At 41.9% G+C, this 17,016-nt stretch carries 11 protein-coding genes; 4 read left to right on the plus strand and 7 right to left on the minus strand.

The features are described from left to right. The first annotated feature begins 470 nt into the window (after nucleotides 1-470). Nucleotides 471-857: a response regulator gene (locus FXV77_RS05305; protein ID WP_148918163.1), complete on the plus strand. Its 387-nt coding sequence runs from the start codon at nucleotides 471-473 to the stop codon at nucleotides 855-857. A 1-nt stretch (nucleotide 858) separates the two neighbouring features. Further along, nucleotides 859-3,987 carry a lantibiotic dehydratase gene (locus FXV77_RS05310; protein WP_148918164.1) on the plus strand — a complete coding sequence of 1,043 codons (3,129 nt, stop codon included), beginning with the start codon at nucleotides 859-861 and terminating at the stop codon, nucleotides 3,985-3,987. Here the strand turns inward: FXV77_RS05310 and FXV77_RS05315 are convergent. The 7 genes from FXV77_RS05315 to FXV77_RS05345 form a co-directional block, all read right to left on the minus strand. Further along, nucleotides 3,984-4,691, minus strand: a complete 708-nt coding sequence (locus tag FXV77_RS05315; protein WP_148918165.1) for a LytR/AlgR family response regulator transcription factor — start codon at nucleotides 4,689-4,691, stop codon at nucleotides 3,984-3,986. The two genes, FXV77_RS05310 and FXV77_RS05315, sit on opposite strands and share 4 nt — an antisense overlap. Before the next feature lie 9 nt (nucleotides 4,692-4,700). Beyond that, nucleotides 4,701-5,780 carry a sensor histidine kinase gene (locus tag FXV77_RS05320; protein WP_148918166.1) on the minus strand — a complete coding sequence of 360 codons (1,080 nt, stop codon included), beginning with the start codon at nucleotides 5,778-5,780 and terminating at the stop codon, nucleotides 4,701-4,703. A gap of 265 nt (nucleotides 5,781-6,045) precedes the next feature. After that, nucleotides 6,046-6,681, minus strand: coding sequence for a hypothetical protein (locus FXV77_RS05325; RefSeq protein WP_148918167.1), 636 nt, complete (start codon nucleotides 6,679-6,681; stop codon nucleotides 6,046-6,048). A 22-nt stretch (nucleotides 6,682-6,703) separates the two neighbouring features. Further along, nucleotides 6,704-7,144, minus strand: coding sequence for a hypothetical protein (locus FXV77_RS05330; protein ID WP_148918168.1), 441 nt, complete (start codon nucleotides 7,142-7,144; stop codon nucleotides 6,704-6,706). Nucleotides 7,145-7,283: 139 nt separating this feature from the next. Then, the gene (locus FXV77_RS05335; protein WP_148918169.1) at nucleotides 7,284-7,547 is read right to left on the minus strand and encodes a DUF7683 domain-containing protein; all 264 of its coding nucleotides are present in this window, start codon (nucleotides 7,545-7,547) and stop codon (nucleotides 7,284-7,286) included. 4 nt (nucleotides 7,548-7,551) lie between these two features. Continuing rightward, on the minus strand, nucleotides 7,552-13,728 hold the full coding sequence (locus tag FXV77_RS05340; RefSeq protein WP_148918170.1) for an FG-GAP-like repeat-containing protein: 6,177 nt from the start codon (nucleotides 13,726-13,728) through the stop codon (nucleotides 7,552-7,554). A 16-nt stretch (nucleotides 13,729-13,744) separates the two neighbouring features. Beyond that, entirely contained in the window at nucleotides 13,745-14,173 is a 429-nt protein-coding gene (locus FXV77_RS05345; RefSeq protein WP_148918171.1) for a T9SS type A sorting domain-containing protein, read from the minus strand. A gap of 722 nt (nucleotides 14,174-14,895) precedes the next feature. Between FXV77_RS05345 and FXV77_RS05350 the strand changes: the two genes are divergently transcribed. Both FXV77_RS05350 and FXV77_RS05355 read left to right on the plus strand, forming a co-directional pair. After that, nucleotides 14,896-16,050 carry a clostripain-related cysteine peptidase gene (locus tag FXV77_RS05350; protein ID WP_148918172.1) on the plus strand — a complete coding sequence of 385 codons (1,155 nt, stop codon included), beginning with the start codon at nucleotides 14,896-14,898 and terminating at the stop codon, nucleotides 16,048-16,050. A 52-nt stretch (nucleotides 16,051-16,102) separates the two neighbouring features. Beyond that, nucleotides 16,103-16,981 carry a hypothetical protein gene (locus FXV77_RS05355; RefSeq protein WP_148918173.1) on the plus strand — a complete coding sequence of 293 codons (879 nt, stop codon included), beginning with the start codon at nucleotides 16,103-16,105 and terminating at the stop codon, nucleotides 16,979-16,981. Nucleotides 16,982-17,016: the final 35 nt, after the last annotated feature.

A 17,016-nucleotide genomic window follows, 5' to 3' on the forward strand; every position in this document is an offset into this window, starting at 1 on the left:
TATTAAATACTTTCTATCTAATTCACAATTTTTTTCGACCAAATGCAGTTTTACCTCGACATCGTAGCACTATTGAACGATATGTTCCAAAAAGACATAACAATCAGATTATCAATAATATAATTTGTATAAAAATGGGAAATCGTGTAAAAATAGCCCTTGGTAGTGGTCATATCTCATTTGGTCGAAAATATTTTTTTGAGTCCTTTTCTTCAGCCAGTTTAGCGAAAAGTTTTATTAAAAAATTAATCATTTTATTATGGAAAATTTAAGTAAAAATCAAATCGAGCAGTTCCTCAAACTTGAGAAGGAAATTGATTTCAGTGCGGATCATTCTGAGGTTTCATTCTATGACCAGATGGAGGACGCCAGTGCATTGACCATAATGACGTCAATGACATACAACTAGACAGTCAGGGGTTAACTGGATACGAAATTCACCATGCAGGGACTAGCTAAATGTAGTAATAATGCTTGATAGGACTAAACGTATTTCATGTCTGTTGGTTGAAGATGAAGCTTTATCCATCGAAATGATGCAAGATTACATTGGGCGGAGGCATGAGCTTGAATTGGTGGCAATTGCATCTGAAATGTCAGAAATACAGCCGCTAGTGGCCGCATATTTCCCTGCCATCATCTTTCTTGACTTGGTACTCCCGATAGGTAAATCAACTGGGTTTCATTTCGGTATGCTTCCGCAGACCGCCAGTATCGTTATCGTTTCGGGTGTACCACTAACTCATTATCATGGCGAACTTCCAAAAGGAAAGATTTTTGAACTCCCGAAGCCTGTATCCTTTGAAAGTTTTGAGCGATGTGTTGATGAAGTGCTATTGAGCCGTCTAAGTAGATGATATGGGATGTAGATTCAAAGCTTATAATTTCTTCCTTTTACGGGCACCCCGTTTAACATCCGATATCCTTCATGAAATGAACGGATTTGGATCTAAAGCCGATGTATGGAATTTTATAAGAGAATTTTTAAAAGATCCACAATTCCTTGATGCTATTTATCTTGCCAGCGATACGCTCTTTGAACAAGTAGTCGCTCGAGCAGAAGAGGACTATACGCCAGAAAAAGACAGGCTGTTGATCGCATTATATAAATACATTAACCGGATGTCTGGGCGATCTACCCCTTTAGGAAAATTTGCTGGAGTAGCTTTGGGAGCGGTGACAGACGGTTCAACGCAATTACAGCTCTCTGGTAAGTTTGGGAGTTGCTGCCGTTTAGACATGGAATTTGTAGCCTATCTCCATGGATTGGTTTTGGCGGAAGAAACAACGCATGCGGACCTTTTTTATTATACAAATACCACAGTTTATGAGACGCCGGAAAGATATCATTATATTGAGTTTAAAGATTTTGGAAGCAACCGCAGTTATAGCTGGGCAAGGGTAGCAAAAAACCCACTATTAAAGCAAGTATTGGATTGCTCTAGAACTGGAATGAAATTTTCTGCACTGGTTGAACATGTATCAGCTTTGGGAATACGTTCTGAGGGTGCTTCTCGCTACATTTTGGAATTGATTGAGGCAAAACTGCTTATCTCAGAATTGGAATCTTTTACCGGCAACGTCGACTCTAAGCTTTTGATTTCACGTTTAAAAACCGGTAAAAAAGCACTATTTCAACCTGTCTGGCGTAGTTTGAGCGATTCCGTAGACAACAGCACCGTTCCAAGATTAGATGACCTATCGTATCCAGCCGTAAGAGAGTTCCGCAAAATAAAGCAGGAAACTACTAGCCATCTTGTTCAAGTTGATTTAAGTCTAGAGATGTCAAGCAATAAGATCGGTAACAAAATTATGGATACGCTGTCAACAGAATTGGAAGAACTGTCTGTCATTAACAACCTTAAGCGGCCATCAGAGCTTGAGTCTTTTTACCAAAAATTTTTAATCCGATATGGACAGCGAGAAGTCGCATTACTTGAAGTTATCGATCACGAACGAGGAGTGGGATATGGATCAAACCCGATTTATAGCACCGAACACACGCCGTTGCTAGGAGATCTGGGAACTCGAAAAAAAAGAAGCAAACAAGAAAAAATAAGACATGCCTTCCAGTCTGTTGTCAAACATCATTGGAACTTAAATTCCGGGGTAACTCCCCATATTGAGCTCGAACGTAACGACTTAGAAAAACTACGTTCCGAAATAGGAGAACAAGAAATTTTGCCGTCGGGTTTTTATGCTCTCGGGAACCTATTCAATGACGGGAACCGAGAGAGCAACGATAATTTTCGTTTTAACTTACTCTCTGCCGGAGGAGTTTCTGCCATCCCACTGATGACGAGATTCTGCCATCTAGATCCAAAATTGGAAGCAATGTTGAAGGAATGCGCGGCGTGGGAAGAGAGCCAGAGACCGGATTGTGTTATAGCCGAAATTGTGTATCTGCCCAAGGGCAGGGCAGGAAACATTCTTGCAAGGCCGAACTTTTTCAAATATGAAATACCTATAGTCGGTAAAGGGAGCGTCGAGGACAGTTATATCATATCTCTTGATGATCTCATGGTCTCCGTTAATAACGGAAAAGTTATTTTACGCTCCAAGCGACTAAACAAACAAGTTATCCCGCGGTTGAGCAGCGCGCATAACTTCCACCACGGCATGGTCGTTTACCGCTTTCTATGCGATCTCCAATCCCAATACGGCGCGTTAAACCTTAGCTGGGACTGGGGCGAATTGTCCAATCTCCCTTTTACACCGCGTGTTAGCTATAAGCATATTATCTTATCCCGAGCAAGATGGAGGCTCCCGAAAGTTTCCAATTACGGCAAAGGGTCTGACTGCAACAAAATAATTTCACATCTAAAGGAAAGGTATAGTATCCCAGATATTGTTTCGCTTTCAGAAGGCGACAATGAGTTGGTAATTGATCTAAGAAGCCCAATTGGTGCGGAGATTGTCTTCAAAAAATTATTGAAGACCGAAGTCGTATTGCAAGAATACTTGTGGAGCGAATACAATACTGTCTTAAAGGGAAGTCTTGGGGAGCCGTACAGCAATGAGATCATCATCCCATTTAAGGTTATTGGCGATGTAAAAACAGACTATTTGAAACCATTCTTTGAATTCAAAATAAAGCGGTCTTTTCTACCAAGCAGTGAGTGGGCATTTATAAAAATATACAGTGGACTTGTAGGAGCTGAAAGACTGCTCCAGAATTGTATATCAGATCTCGTCACGCGACTAAAAAAAGACGGTATAATTGTTAAATGGTTCTTTATTAGATACAACGATCCAGATCCGCATCTCCGTCTTCGATTTCTTCTAAGTAACACTAATGATAGAATGCCTTTTCAAACATTAGCAAATTTGATTAACACATATTTCGACCCGTTGCTACAGAGTAGGCAAGTGCATAGAGTCGTTTTTGACACCTATGAACGTGAACTTGAACGATATGGAGAAGAGAATATGGAAGTTTGCGAATCTATTTTTCAGGTAGATAGCGAGAGCGTACTCGCTTTACTGCCATTATTTAAAAATGATGACAGTCATTTGCGGTGGCTTTCAGGTATGTTAGGAGTGGATCACCTACTTAGTGCTTTCGGGTTAAAAATACAGGAAAAATTAACTTTAGTCACCAAGTTAAAAAATGCTTTTCTTAATGAGTTTAACGGGTATAGCAATCTCAAATATAAGCTGGATAGAAAATATCGGGAGCATCGTTCCCGAATCGATCCATTCTTTTCGGAGGCGAACGATAACCCGATCCATTCCATACTTAATCGTCGTCTAACAGCAATAAAAAAATTGACAACTTCGGTTCGATCAAAGATCGACGGTTACTCTACGTCCGACCTTTTGCCGTCACTTTCCCATATGTTTATCAATAGGTTATTTTTGGCGCATCCGCGGGAACACGAAATGATTATCTATTACTTGCTGGCTAAACAATACACCTCGATCTTGAATCGCGAAAAAAAAAGACAGTTATCTATCTCTGTTACCAAAAGTTTTAAGAAGGCTTAGTCCGAGTTTTTTACTCCAAGTCGTCTGTATAATTCAGCTCTATATTGTCCTCCTACTGGAATATCTTTAATACTCCCTCTCATTTTTATGTAGCTCCCCTCAACGGAACTGGCAAAATCCAGGTTGACTATATGTGATTTTTGAACCCGGAGGAACTGTCTCGCGGACGAAAGGGACTCTTCTATTTCGCCAAGACTCTTATACATCACATAGTCCTTTTCCGCTGTAAATATCTTGATATAATCTTTATCACTTTTAATAAAGTAGACTTCATTGTATTGCACTATGATAAGAGACGACCGATCCTTTACGATAAGAAAATTTCTGTCGGGCACGTTTGTTTTCCTGGATTCCATCAGGGCATTTGCTTTATTGACTGCTTTAAGTATCCGATCTAGATTAAAAGGTTTCCTTATATAATCGACGACATCCAGTTCGAAACTTTCAAGAGCATACTGTGGGTTACCCGTAACAAAAACGAACATAGGTGGCTTTTTCAGACTTTTCAGAAATGAGACTCCGTCGATTTCGGGCATTTGGATATCACTGAAAACGAGATCCACCTTCCCTGTCTGAATGGCTGGAAGCGCATCTAATGCGTTATCGAAAACTCCCAAAATGTTTACATTATGTATTTTTCTAATATCACTAACAATTGCTTCCTGCGCTAATGGTTCATCCTCAATTACAATACAATTTATCATATCTTTTCGTTATTTAAAATCTATAGTCAGTTCAATGGTGTAGCTGTTATTTGTTTCGACGATTTCCAGTTTGTGTCGGTTTGGATAATGAAGATCCAGTCTTCTCTTCACGTTGCGTAAACCCACTCCTCCATACTGAGGCTTTTCCGAAGAGTTATTAATACCATTTTTTACAGTTAATACTAATTTATGATTGCTTACTATCAACGTTATTTCTACCCAGGCACCGTTGCGGCTACGATCAGGCCCATGTTTGAAGGCGTTTTCCACGAATGGTATCAATAATAATGGAACTATCTTATAGGGATCATTTACACGCGGTATACTTGTTTTGATTGGAACCTTATCGCCATATCTCACTTTTGCTAGATCAACATAGTTACTAATGAATTCGAGTTCTTTAGATAACAATATTTCTCCGTTTCGAGCTTGATAGAGAACATATCTCATTAAATCGGAAAGCTGGAGGACAGTTCTCGGAGCATTAGGGTCATTTACCTCAGACATGCGGTAAATACTATTTAGGATGTTAAAAAGAAAATGGGGTGAAACTTGGGACTTTAGAAAGTCTAACTCCATTGCTAAATTATCACGTTCCAACTTAACCATCTTTAAGTAGCCATCCGTAAATACTTTGGTAAATTTTGTGGTTAGAGGTATCGATACGACAAATATAAAATCCATAAACAGTGCGGACGATTTCTCAAACTTAAAAAGTCCTAAAAATCCACCGTCCACGACAAACCTAATATAATTGTTGACGTTTTCATGTGATTCGTTAAAGAAAACATCTATCCCATAGCATAAAATATAGGTCCATCCCAACCACCAAATATATGCAAACACAAAAAATAAAATAATAAGATATAGCTTACCTTTAGCTATCCACCGCGGGATTATCCATGAAGCGCAGTAGAATAAACTACCCGTAACAAGAAGCTCCTTAAGCACAAAAATCCAGGTTGAGTTTAGTCCGGTTCTGTTATAATTAGCATAATAAAGAATCGACATCAAAAGCCAAAATACAATATGACAGAGTACACGCACCTTTGGAGTGTACCAACTTAACCAATTTGACTCATTTTTCATAAATCCCCCATTTTTCAGCAGACGCTTTTAAAGTAAAAATAGGAAAAATACTATAATACAAAAATCGAAGTATTATTTAGTAATTGACCGTTGGGGAATAATAAATGCATTTCGACCTCCCAGAGTGTCTGAAAATCAAAGGAGTGTTATTGAAACTATAATTTTCAATTCTCGCATAATTATTATTGTTTTAAATATATAGAGCTGAAAAGATCACCTCAAATCTTTCGAGGTGATCTTTATCTAACGTCGATATAAACTTACATTATTGCTTAAAATAAAAAAATTTCGAATCTTTAAATTTTGCCACATAGTCATCGATTTTATATTCCTTGCTTTGTAGCACTCTATAAACATATAGCTCCTGATCTTTGATGTATAAAATTGAATTTGGCAAAAAATAACTAAATAGAATATGTTTCGGTTTTTTTTTCAGGATTCGTTTAATTGCAGCCTTTAACTTTTTTGCATATTTTAACTCAATTGTTTGATAGGCATTGCCGAAATTGTCTAACTCATCCTTGTTAAAATAAACAAAGAACCTGGGATTAAACTTGTCGTCATAGCAATAAATATCGAAGGGGTATTTAGAATCGTCCAGGAGTAAATAATTATTGGAGTTAAGCCTTGATGTATCTAAATCAACACGAAGAACAAACTTTATATTATATCCGTTTATTCCGTTTTTAATTTTATCATTAATCCTATTAACAGTATCCTCTGTAGGTTCTTCAAATAAATATGTTGAAGATCGTCGAATAGCTTCCTTTACGCTGTTTAAATAAGATAAAGAATCCAACTGCTTATACTTCTCTTCGATCAATGCAAGGTTTGATTGTGCAATCAAATACTGAAATGACAAGATACATGACAACGATAATATAATTTTTAATTTTCGCATAATATTTTATTTATATCTCGATTTACTTGATTCCGCTCACCGACCAAGTTTTAAGGTAATTATCTTTCACAAGGTCGGTATATTTATAAGTTCCTATTCTTAGCTGAATTATTACTTTCGATTGGAAAAATTTAATCGAACGGATATTATCAGCGTGATACATTGTATTTCCAAGTTTTGCATGGATTGTAATAATATTACCGGAGTTTTTTATTGAATGCATCGCAGTCGGATCAGTAAGCTGTTCAGCATTGAAACGAGTTGCTAGCACATTATTGTTTATAACTCCATCATATTCTTTGAGAATCATAGTAGTTCCCTCGTCCTTTACATAATTAACTCGCTTTGCATATTCATCATAAGAAGTATTACCTCCAAAATGTTTATCGAGTTCTGCCAGTGTTGTGGGGACACAGTCATTCAAGTTATTGGATCCGACTTTGTAGGTCTTAAAATCAATCACCTCGTAGCGTTTCTCAACAAAGAACGACCATTGATTGCGGCCATATTTGACATCACTTCCCCACCATACATTTTGAGTGCTTCGTATTTGTCGGTTACGTTTATTTAATAAAATGCGAGTGTCTATAATAGACCCTTATTCACTCTACTCCATAGCACATCAGTTCATACAAATTGTTTTCGAAATCAGTGTGTAAAGGTTCCGTTAAAAATGGCTTTAATCGCTCCACCTGACTTTCGGTAAGGTAATATGGGTCGTAGATTTCCTCGGGCCAATCATCTTCATTTAAAATTAGATCATCCAACACCTCTAATATGCCTTCAGCATCTAGGTTAATCACATAGCTATTTATATGACATTCGTCTTTTTTTCGATATACTTCAATTACTCTTTCTAGTTTCATTAGATTATAGCATTGGTGGTTGCTGATTTTGATAAGGCTCTGCCGACATTATTGTTATATTCATAATAAAGGGAGTAAACCTACTAAATGTTGTGTTCAGCAACCTATAAGTTCCATACATTAAAGATGCACCCACTCCCACTCCTACAGATACTATTGGATCTATCCTTCGTCCGGGTACCGGGGGTTTGTACATTTCCCCTGTGTTAGGTCGAGCAGAACCTAAGTGTTTGCCTTTCTTATTATAAACTTCTACATCTCCATGTTGTTTATCCCATTCCAAAATCTTTCCATCCGATGTTTTCCATCTGGCTCTTCCTTTGTTGGGAACTCTCTTTGCATCTGGAAATCCATCTAATTTTTTTGGAGTTTCTTTATGATGTCTGGTATCGCGTTTCTTTTGAGGGGGATCGTGCATCAAATGATTTGCCGCTGCCACTATTCCGCCTACAGCAGCTCCCCGCCAAAAATCACCGCCAGATAATTCCGCACTCAAACCTCCAAAAGCGGATGAAGCAGCAATCTGACCAATGGGGCCAAAATTCGACGTTGCAAGACCTACAACATTGCTTGCCGCTCCAGCCAACGCTCCGCTCCAAAAATCACCACCATTTAATGTGGAGTTAACGCCGCCCCACGCTGCATGTCCAGCTAATTGCACTGCACTACCGCCGAAGCCTCCTATAGCTGCGGCCGCGGATCCTATTCCAAACGAAACAACCCCTGAGGCGGCACCTACGCCCACCGATTTTCCGAAATCTCCCCAGTTCCAATTCTGAAAACCACCGTCACTAAATGCTACACCTGCCGTATAAGCTGTAGCACCAATACCAGCACCTACCAAGATAGCTTTACCTACTGCAATCAGAGCCGGAATAAACCAGACAAACTCTCCATTTGGGTCTACATAAATCAGCGGATTGTTCAGCGCATAGCTATACCGGTTGAAGTTCTGGGTAAAATCCGGCATCTGCACGTAAGGATCGGGGCTTAAAAAGCGTCCGAGAGCCGGATCGTACAGCCGTGCGTTCATGTTCACCAACCCGAACCAGGCTAGGTGTTCATGCCCCGTGTAGCCACGACCGAGGAACAACGTTGGTTCACTTCCAGAGGCAAAGGCCACCTGCGTTGCAGGATTTCTAAGCCGTCCCCAGGCATCATAGCTCAACTCCTGTTTCAAAGAACCGTCCGCATTGGCGATATGCGTGATACTACCGAGGTAGTCCCTACAAATATAATAAATTTTCCAGCTGCCTGCCTCTTTTACATAGACTGCAGGGGCGGAATAGGCATCACCGCCCAGATAGAGCCTTTCTATATTGGACGTGGCGTCCAGCTCGTACTGCCCGCCAATGTAGTAGCGTGTCAAGACAGGGGTGGTACCGTTCACCACGTGCATCTTCACCCTGTCACCGTCTGCATTGTAAACGAACGATGCTATCACGCCATTCTCCTCGATACTCGATGGACGCTGGAAAGCCGTATACGCTACGTTCTGCTCGCGTAGCGGAACAGCCGTACCCTCCGGATTTAGCATCGTAACCTGATAGGGCTTATCGATATTATCGTAGTTCATGGTGCCGACACCTTGAATACGAGTGATATTGCCGTTGGGTGCATACGTAATCACTTTGCCGGCAGCACTACTCAACCGGTTGAGGTTGTCGTATGAAAAAGCCTCCGTTTTGCTATGTATGTTATCCGTCCGGCTCAGTAGGTTACCCTTTTGCACATCAAAACTGTAGGCAAAGTTCTGTATGCTGCCCGCCGTCCTGCCCGTAGGCATCCCGTACGCCGTGTAACTGTAGATACGATCCATGGTACCCGTAGTGCCTTTGGTAAACTGTCCCAAGTCATTCTCCTCGGTCAGTTTCCAAACGGAAGTCGTACCGTTCAGCTTGATCTCCGTATTATGGCCGTGGGCATGCACGAAATTTTCGGTACCGATTGTCCCACTTTGTGCAATATATTGTATGGACGAAACACGCCCGCTACTATATGTATATCTTTTTTGCAGCCATTTGTTATCAGGAACGGTATCTCTTTCGGTCAGGATCCGGTCGTATGTATCATAGGTATAGGTTTTAGATGTACCGTTTGTTGAAGTCTCATTGACTAACTGTCCATTGGTATTATAAGCAAATGTGGTGGTAAACTCTCCCTGCCGCTGCAAGCTGGTAATACGCCCGTACTTATCAAAAACAGATATATTCGTTCCCTTTGGATTGGTTTCCGTCTGGGTCAGCACGCCAGAAGCCGTATAGACATACGCGAATGTCTGCTGTCCGGCACTTGGATCGATCAGCTTTGTCTGTCTGCCGAAGGCATCATATTCAAATGACGTTGTCACGGCGCCCGGTGCGGTGATTGATAATGGCTGTCCATCCGGCCGCGGCAGATAGGTAATGGTACCGCCGGGGTCGGACACACTTATCAGAACGCCGGTAGCATCCGTAGTCCTGGTAGTAGCGATATCGTTTTTCGTCTCGGTGCTACTCAATCCGGAGTAACTCCATGATGTAGTTTTGCCGGAGGCTGCCGTGAGCATCGTTGGGCGGTCGTAATTATCATAGGCATACGTGTTCCAATGCGCGGCAGACGTACCCCGGGACGGGAGCGATGTCCTGCTAATGCGACCAAAGGTATCATATTCCGTCTCCGTATACTGCCACTGCCCGTCAAACCGTTGGTTGCCGGTGCGTACCTCGCGGTTCAGCGCATCGTATTGAGTTACCGTAGCAGGATTTCCAGTCGACTTGTTGTTCACGATATACAAGCCTACACCGCCCCAGGCGAGCGTTGTTGTGTCGGTCGTCGCATCGGGATATCTTGCAGTTGCTGCGCCACCCCATACAGTAAAGGTCCTGGTCGTAGCCTGGTTCTTATAGTTTCTGATCGTCCGCGGATTTCCATAAGGGTCGTAATTGGAGTAGGTCATCGTCTGCGACAGGGCGTTGGTCACGGTAGCTACATACCGTCCCGCAGCATCGTAGGTGTAAGTATTCCCCAAAAACTCGGTGACGTTATAGGGTGCTGATAGTTCAGAAAGTACATTACCCAAGGAGTCGTACGTCCATCTGGTTTCACCGGTCTTCTGGTTACCGGCAGTTCCCGTATGTGTAATCCTGGTCGCGGGAAGCCGTACCGTGTTGTAGGTGAATGTTTCCTTGTCAATCCAGGACGATCCGCCGCGCGTGTTGGTTACTGTCTTGACCAGCGGCTGCCCTATCAGGTAAATACTTCCCGTGACGGAATTGTAATAGGTCTGGTCGGTAACCGTGTTAAGCCCTCCGCCATAATTCACGGTCGCTTTGGTCACATTACCATAGGTATCATGCAAATACGTGGAGGTTACCGTCTGGTTGGTGAGCCTGTTCAGAACAGACTGGTTGGTCAGCCTTATCTTTGCGATCTTGTTAGACTCTACGCTGACCGACCAGGTGTTGATGGTTCTATTTGCAGGCGAGTCATCAACTTTTAGGATACCGAAATTATAGGGATCATATTCTTGAATATACGAGCGTCCCCGGAGATAGTCGGATGTGGTTATCCTGCCGAAGCCTCGGAAGCCAAGCCCCTCCTTATGGATAACGGCGTTTTCGTAATAGTAGCCCCGGTACTCGTCGCGTTGCCCGTTTACATACCGCTCCTCGTTCACCATGACGGAGAATGGCCCGTCAAAGTTTTCAAACGGGTATACCGCGCCACTGCCCACGCTGTAATAGCCGTATGCCTCGTTAAGCATTAGATAATAGTTTTTCTCGACCACGCCAAAGCTGTTGATCGCACCGGTGAGCTGCTTCTCTTTGGTGTCGTTTCGGGGATAGGAAAACCGGGTAACTCTCCCGTTCTTCAGAGCGACCATCTGATGAAAATAGTTACGGCTATTAATATTGGTGGGAACTAGCTTGGCACCGCTATATACAAACGAGGAATAGTTTTCGAGCGGAAAGCCCACTCCGGGTTTTGTGAGATAGGTAAAAAAACCCGATGCCCCCGTTTTTTTAATGACATCGGTCAGTCCGTCACTGTTTACATCCTGTACTAAAATTTCATCGCTGCTGCCTTTCGTTGTTATCGAAACAGCTATCCGTTCGAACTGACCATTGCCTCTAGAGTAGTAGATGGCCCAATCAGATCCGTTGTTTGGTGGTGTCAACAGGAAGTCGGGCTTTCCATCGCCGTTGAACTCGCCGAGGAGCAACTGCCTACCTACCAGATTTGACTTTTTCAATACCGTATATGTAGCCACATGCCTTACAGAGTAAGTCGAACCATTAATATCAAATGTGTAGATATGTGTTCCACTATCGTTGATCAGGCAGATGTCGGTTTTGCCATCGCCATCGTAGTCAAAAGCATACAGCCGGTCGGAATTTTGTGCTGCCACCCCCGGATCAGGTTGCTGGACACCCCAAAACTCCTTATAAAAGGTAAATGGAGTTCCTTCATACCGCTTAACGCCTGTTTCCAGATCGAACAGATAGACGCGTCCGGATACATTCGTCCAACCGAACGGGTGGTTGTTGGATACCGAGAGTACTTCCATCTTGCCATCACCGTTGAAATCGCCCGTGAAATGGAATTTCGGATGTATGCTCTTCCCGCCGTCAGCATCGGTCAGCACGGTCGGAAAATTGAATACACGAGTATATTTGAGTGCCAATCCGGTATATAGATTGACGGAATACACCTTGAATTGCAGGCGATCGTTATTCCCATCTCGGGTATTGTTTACCTTGATAACCTCTTCTTCATATTTACCGTCGATATTAGCACAGAGTATATCTGTGAAACCTGCCTCCGTAGTGAGATTGGGCATCGGCGCGGCGTGGATGTCGTTCAGTCCGGCATATAGGAATATCTTCTCTGTTCCAGTGTAATGGTTAACATATGTGTTCTGCGAGTGCCTGAGCCAGGTCTTATGGCGGTAGTGCTGATAGTATGGATCTTTATTGGGAAGTGAAATGAGACCATCGTCGTCCGTACCGTAGTCGAACTTGCCCTTGTTCACGATCAATTCCCCCGGTTGCGTAAAGTTGTACCATTCTGTAAGCTGTGTCTCCGCTTTGGTATAGGTGTAAGCGGTCACGTTCTCGCCGTAATAAAACCGCAAAGGGTTCAGGGAATTTCCCGAAGCCGTACTCCCGATCTCCGTCAGCGTGGATACATTCTGACGTATCTGGGTCTGGTAAGTGAAATCATACGTGCGGAAAGTAGTACTGCCCGATCGGCATGTTACCCGCTGTAGCAACCGGTTGTTTGTTATTTTCAACCCTCCTTCATAACTCACCACCGGATCTGGCCGGGTAGTCATGTACTGGAAGGTGACGGAGGCACCAGGATATGTAATACTATTGATATAATAATAATTGTTTGAAAGGGTGTACGCATACGTCATCGTATTTCCACGCAAGTCGGTAAAACTGGTAAGCGGATAGTTTAGCCGGTCGGTAGTGTTGGTCGTATAGCCAAAAATACCTTTATTGCCATCCGGATAGCTGACCTCAAAATACTGGATGACATTACCACTTAAAAAAGCGGTTACCTTGATCAGTCCCTGTTCCGTTTCGTAGCGTATCTGTGTTGATGTCTCCGAGAGCTTGATCAGGCGCGTACCGTCCAGTACGAATGCATCAGCTTTGGAGAGGTTCACGCCATAGGCTTGGTTATCGTAATACTTGCTGCGCATTGAGCGTGTAATGGATGAAAGCCCACCGATACTCCAACCCATACCCAGTGTTCCGTTTCCGCCCAGACTATTGTAGGTAACGGAAAGTTGCGGCTGGAAGCCCTGTCTCCCCGGCGAAATTTCGATGGGTACGCTGTACATCTTGGCTCCCGTGGGCGTCGAGGATGACGACATGGGGATCTCACCTACATCTTTGGTCGTGTCGACAGGATAAGAATCCGGAACATGATTATTGTTGAATGTTACGGGGGCAGCTTTAGCCTTTGGAGCTGCATGTAGCACCTGGACTTCCTCCTCTGGTATAGATCCTATGGTAGGCTCGGGATAATGTACCTTTCGCAAAGAATCCTCCCACTGGATAATCTGTTCTTCCGTCCATTTTTCAAGATCCGGAACGTTTCGTTTTACCGTGTCCAAAGTATTTTCCTGTGCAAAAAGAGCATAGATGCCCGCCAGCAGAAGTAGGAATATTGATGATAATGCTTTCATAACATTTAGGTATTAGTCATAATTTAACCAACTTCCATGTTGAAGATTGGCGATTTACAAAAATATGGAGTGTATACGTACCACTTGCCAACTCCTTGAGCTTTATAGGCGTAGCTTGATTGGAGAGCTGTCCCATGATCAGCGTCTTGCCCTCCCTGTCTAGAAGTGAATACTCTTCGCCGGAAGAGGGGTCGTGTCCCTTAATGGAGAGATTGAGCAAAGTATCCTGATTATCAACATGGACGGAAAGTTCTTTCCCGGCGAGGGAGTCCACATAAACTCTGGAAACCTTCTGTTGTGTATCCTGGGAAGAGTTCTGTGTGCCAACTATAATCGTCCTGTTTGTTCGATTCCCTGCAGCATCATAGGAGTAAGACAGATTCTGTTGTCCCTTAGCGGTGAGGGTCGAAAGGATCCCGAAACAAATAAACATTATCTTTTTCATATCTTAATTTATTAGTTAGTGTCATTATTAGCTATATATTTTGATTAAGCTATCACAAACAGTTAGTTCTTAATTTTTGGATTGATCCTTCTATTAAAATACTTAAAAGGAGAAAAGACACTTAAGATATGGATTGACGCAAAAAAATGATGATCTGGAGCCAGGCTAAAAAGTATCCAGATCTACGAATAAAAAAATAAGATCCAAAAGAACTGATAAATTATTCCAATAATAGAATAATTTATTGCTGAAGTTAGCCTCACGTGAAGTAAAAACCAACTATTTTCGACGAAATACAAAATGACCTCGACTAAATGGTCTTTCGACACGATATTTTAAAAAGCGCAAACCATTATTTCCAAGCGTAGCGGATTTTGAGATAGATTAATATAATAACTATAGGTGTGTTGTCGGTTTTGAATCAGAAATCGTGCTGCTGGAAAGAATCGCACTACTCAATCTTTTCCCCCGGCTTGAGAATAGACTTGTTGTTTTCTGAACTTTAGGATATCGGGTTAAAAGCGGACTTAATCAAGGTCGAATCGCATTTGGTCGAAAAAACAATGGGTAATATACATATTTCTTTACCTTGGCGTTTGTTTTAGGAAAGCATTTTTGAAGCCAGAAATTAAATATTGAACTCAACTCTATTAGTAGATATTCCTCACCTTACAGATTGAAGCCTTTGCTCTGCTAAAATAACAAAAGAATTACCACCAGCTATGAATGTTATGAAAAGAGCTATCAACAACGAATATAATCTTCTCTTCCTTTTAATTTTGTTCGCAATTGGAATAAGCAGTTGTAACAAGAAGGAGGATATAGATCCTTTGGAGGAATATGCTGAGCATATGACTCTTGTTTATATATCTGCTAACAACGATTTACGAAGCGAAGCAATCAAAAGCATAAACCTCCTCCAAAAAGGCTTTACAAAAGAAGTGGGAGGTAAGCTGCTCATTTATGCAAAAATGTCACCCAATGTATCCTATATGTTGGCTATTAAACCAAATATTGGCGGCAATTTAACTCTCGACACCTTAAAGATTTATAACAATACAAATTCCGCAGATCCGCATTTCCTCAAACAAGTGATTCACGAATCGCGCCAACTGGCTCCAGCTAAATCATACAGCTTGGTCCTGTGGTCCCATGCTTCGTCTTGGCAACCGCCTCAAAATTTATCGGTGACAACGAAGTCATTTGGCGTCGATAGTGGGGTAGAAATGGACATCAAAGATTTAAGTAGCGCACTCCCCGAAGATTTCGATTTCTTAATGTTCGATGCGTGTTCGATGGCAAGTATCGAGGTCTGTTTTCAACTTAAATCGAAGGCAAGATATATATTAGCTTCTCCGAGCGAAGTCTTGAGTACGGGTTTTCCTTACGAGACTATATCGAACGATTTTTTTCTAGGTTCTACCGGACTGCAATCCATAGCTCAGAAGTTTATCGACTATTATAGGAAACAGCCGGGAATTAGATCTTCCGCAACAATATCCCTCATAAAAACGGATTTATTAGATGATGTGGCTTTACAAACAGCAAAGCTTCTTAGCAATAAACCTCCTGTCCCAGATTACAATAAATCAGATATCCAAAAACTTAACTTTGATCCTAAAACGGAAATAAGCGCTTATGATTTTATAAGTTTCCTTTCTCATAACTATCATCAACTGGATTACATTGATCTAAAAGAAAGTATAAGCAATGCCGTTGTCTTCAGTGCCAGCACAGACAGTTTCTTTGGCAATCCAATAGAAGATTTTTGTGGTTTAAGTGTGTATCTGCCGGAAAGCGGCGACGTTCTAAAACCCTATTATGCCTCTTTGGCCTGGTCGCAGCAAACGGGATGGGATAAGCTGTTCACAGACTGAATCAGCTTCTTTACTATATCGAAAATTATTTCTAATAATAAATTTTATAATTATGAAAAATTCACTTTTAATTTTGACAGCATCCATTTTTGTATTTTCTTCGTGCAAAAATGAAACAGTAGAAACAACACATGAATCTATCAACAGAGAAGAAATCAGACAGGTCATTTCGTTGCACAGTAAAGGGCTTGCACGAATAAAAGAGAATAAACTAAGAACAAAGAGTCATGATGTCGAGGCACCCGGCGAACCTGTTCAACCGGGCGATCCAGTGCTACCCGTTGCAACACCCGAGGCTATCGCAGTAGAAGTTAGCGCTGATATAGCCCTGTTTGCCGAAGAAAATAACTTGGCAGAGCTTGCCTTTATGACTAATGCAGTGCCTGGTTTTAATCTAGATCAGCTGCCTACAAAAACGCTCAGTGAAGACAACCTTTCATACAGTCAAAATTTCTATATCCTTGCCAATCAAATTGTTGATTTAGAAGGTTCGTCATATCAAGATCTTCAGTCACAGATAAACGCTATAGAGAGCACCACTGCTTTTCAAAATCTCACCAATGAAGAAAAGACAATTCTGATCTCTGCATCAGAAACATTGTTGGATTCTTATTTATACTGGTCTGAGGAGCTTGACTCGGACAATCTGGTGCCTACTAAAGGTCCCTTCAGTAGATTATGGAGATTTGTGAAGAGTGACGCGAGAGGAGCGGTTAGTGGAGCAGTAATTGGTACAGCCTATCTAGGGTATCCAGCCGGAACCGTCGGTGGCGCGTTGGTTGGTGGGCTGGCCTTCTCTGCATTTGCTAGTGAATTAGCAACGGTGAACGAGGATATTCCATTTGCGCAGACGACAGTACGAGGTATCTTAGTCCCAAGCGAATGGGATGTAGTAGTTTTACCGTCTGGTGAACTTGTTAACGAAGAGTAAAAGTTAATAATAGTTTAATATACCTCCTAGAACAC

Source organism: Sphingobacterium phlebotomi (genome assembly GCF_008180195.1).
In the GTDB taxonomy this organism is placed as follows: Bacteria; Bacteroidota; Bacteroidia; order Sphingobacteriales; family Sphingobacteriaceae; genus Sphingobacterium; species Sphingobacterium phlebotomi.

Coding starts and splice junctions, on each gene's coding strand:
- FXV77_RS05305 (WP_148918163.1), top strand. CDS start 471: ATGCTTGATAGGACTAAACGTATTTCATGTCTGTTGGTTGAAGATGAA.
- FXV77_RS05310 (WP_148918164.1), top strand. CDS start 859: ATGGGATGTAGATTCAAAGCTTATAATTTCTTCCTTTTACGGGCACCC.
- FXV77_RS05315 (WP_148918165.1), bottom strand. CDS start 4,691: ATGATAAATTGTATTGTAATTGAGGATGAACCATTAGCGCAGGAAGCA.
- FXV77_RS05320 (WP_148918166.1), bottom strand. CDS start 5,780: ATGAAAAATGAGTCAAATTGGTTAAGTTGGTACACTCCAAAGGTGCGT.
- FXV77_RS05325 (WP_148918167.1), bottom strand. CDS start 6,681: ATGCGAAAATTAAAAATTATATTATCGTTGTCATGTATCTTGTCATTT.
- FXV77_RS05335 (WP_148918169.1), bottom strand. CDS start 7,547: ATGAAACTAGAAAGAGTAATTGAAGTATATCGAAAAAAAGACGAATGT.
- FXV77_RS05340 (WP_148918170.1), bottom strand. CDS start 13,728: ATGAAAGCATTATCATCAATATTCCTACTTCTGCTGGCGGGCATCTAT.
- FXV77_RS05345 (WP_148918171.1), bottom strand. CDS start 14,173: ATGAAAAAGATAATGTTTATTTGTTTCGGGATCCTTTCGACCCTCACC.
- FXV77_RS05350 (WP_148918172.1), top strand. CDS start 14,896: ATGAATGTTATGAAAAGAGCTATCAACAACGAATATAATCTTCTCTTC.
- FXV77_RS05355 (WP_148918173.1), top strand. CDS start 16,103: ATGAAAAATTCACTTTTAATTTTGACAGCATCCATTTTTGTATTTTCT.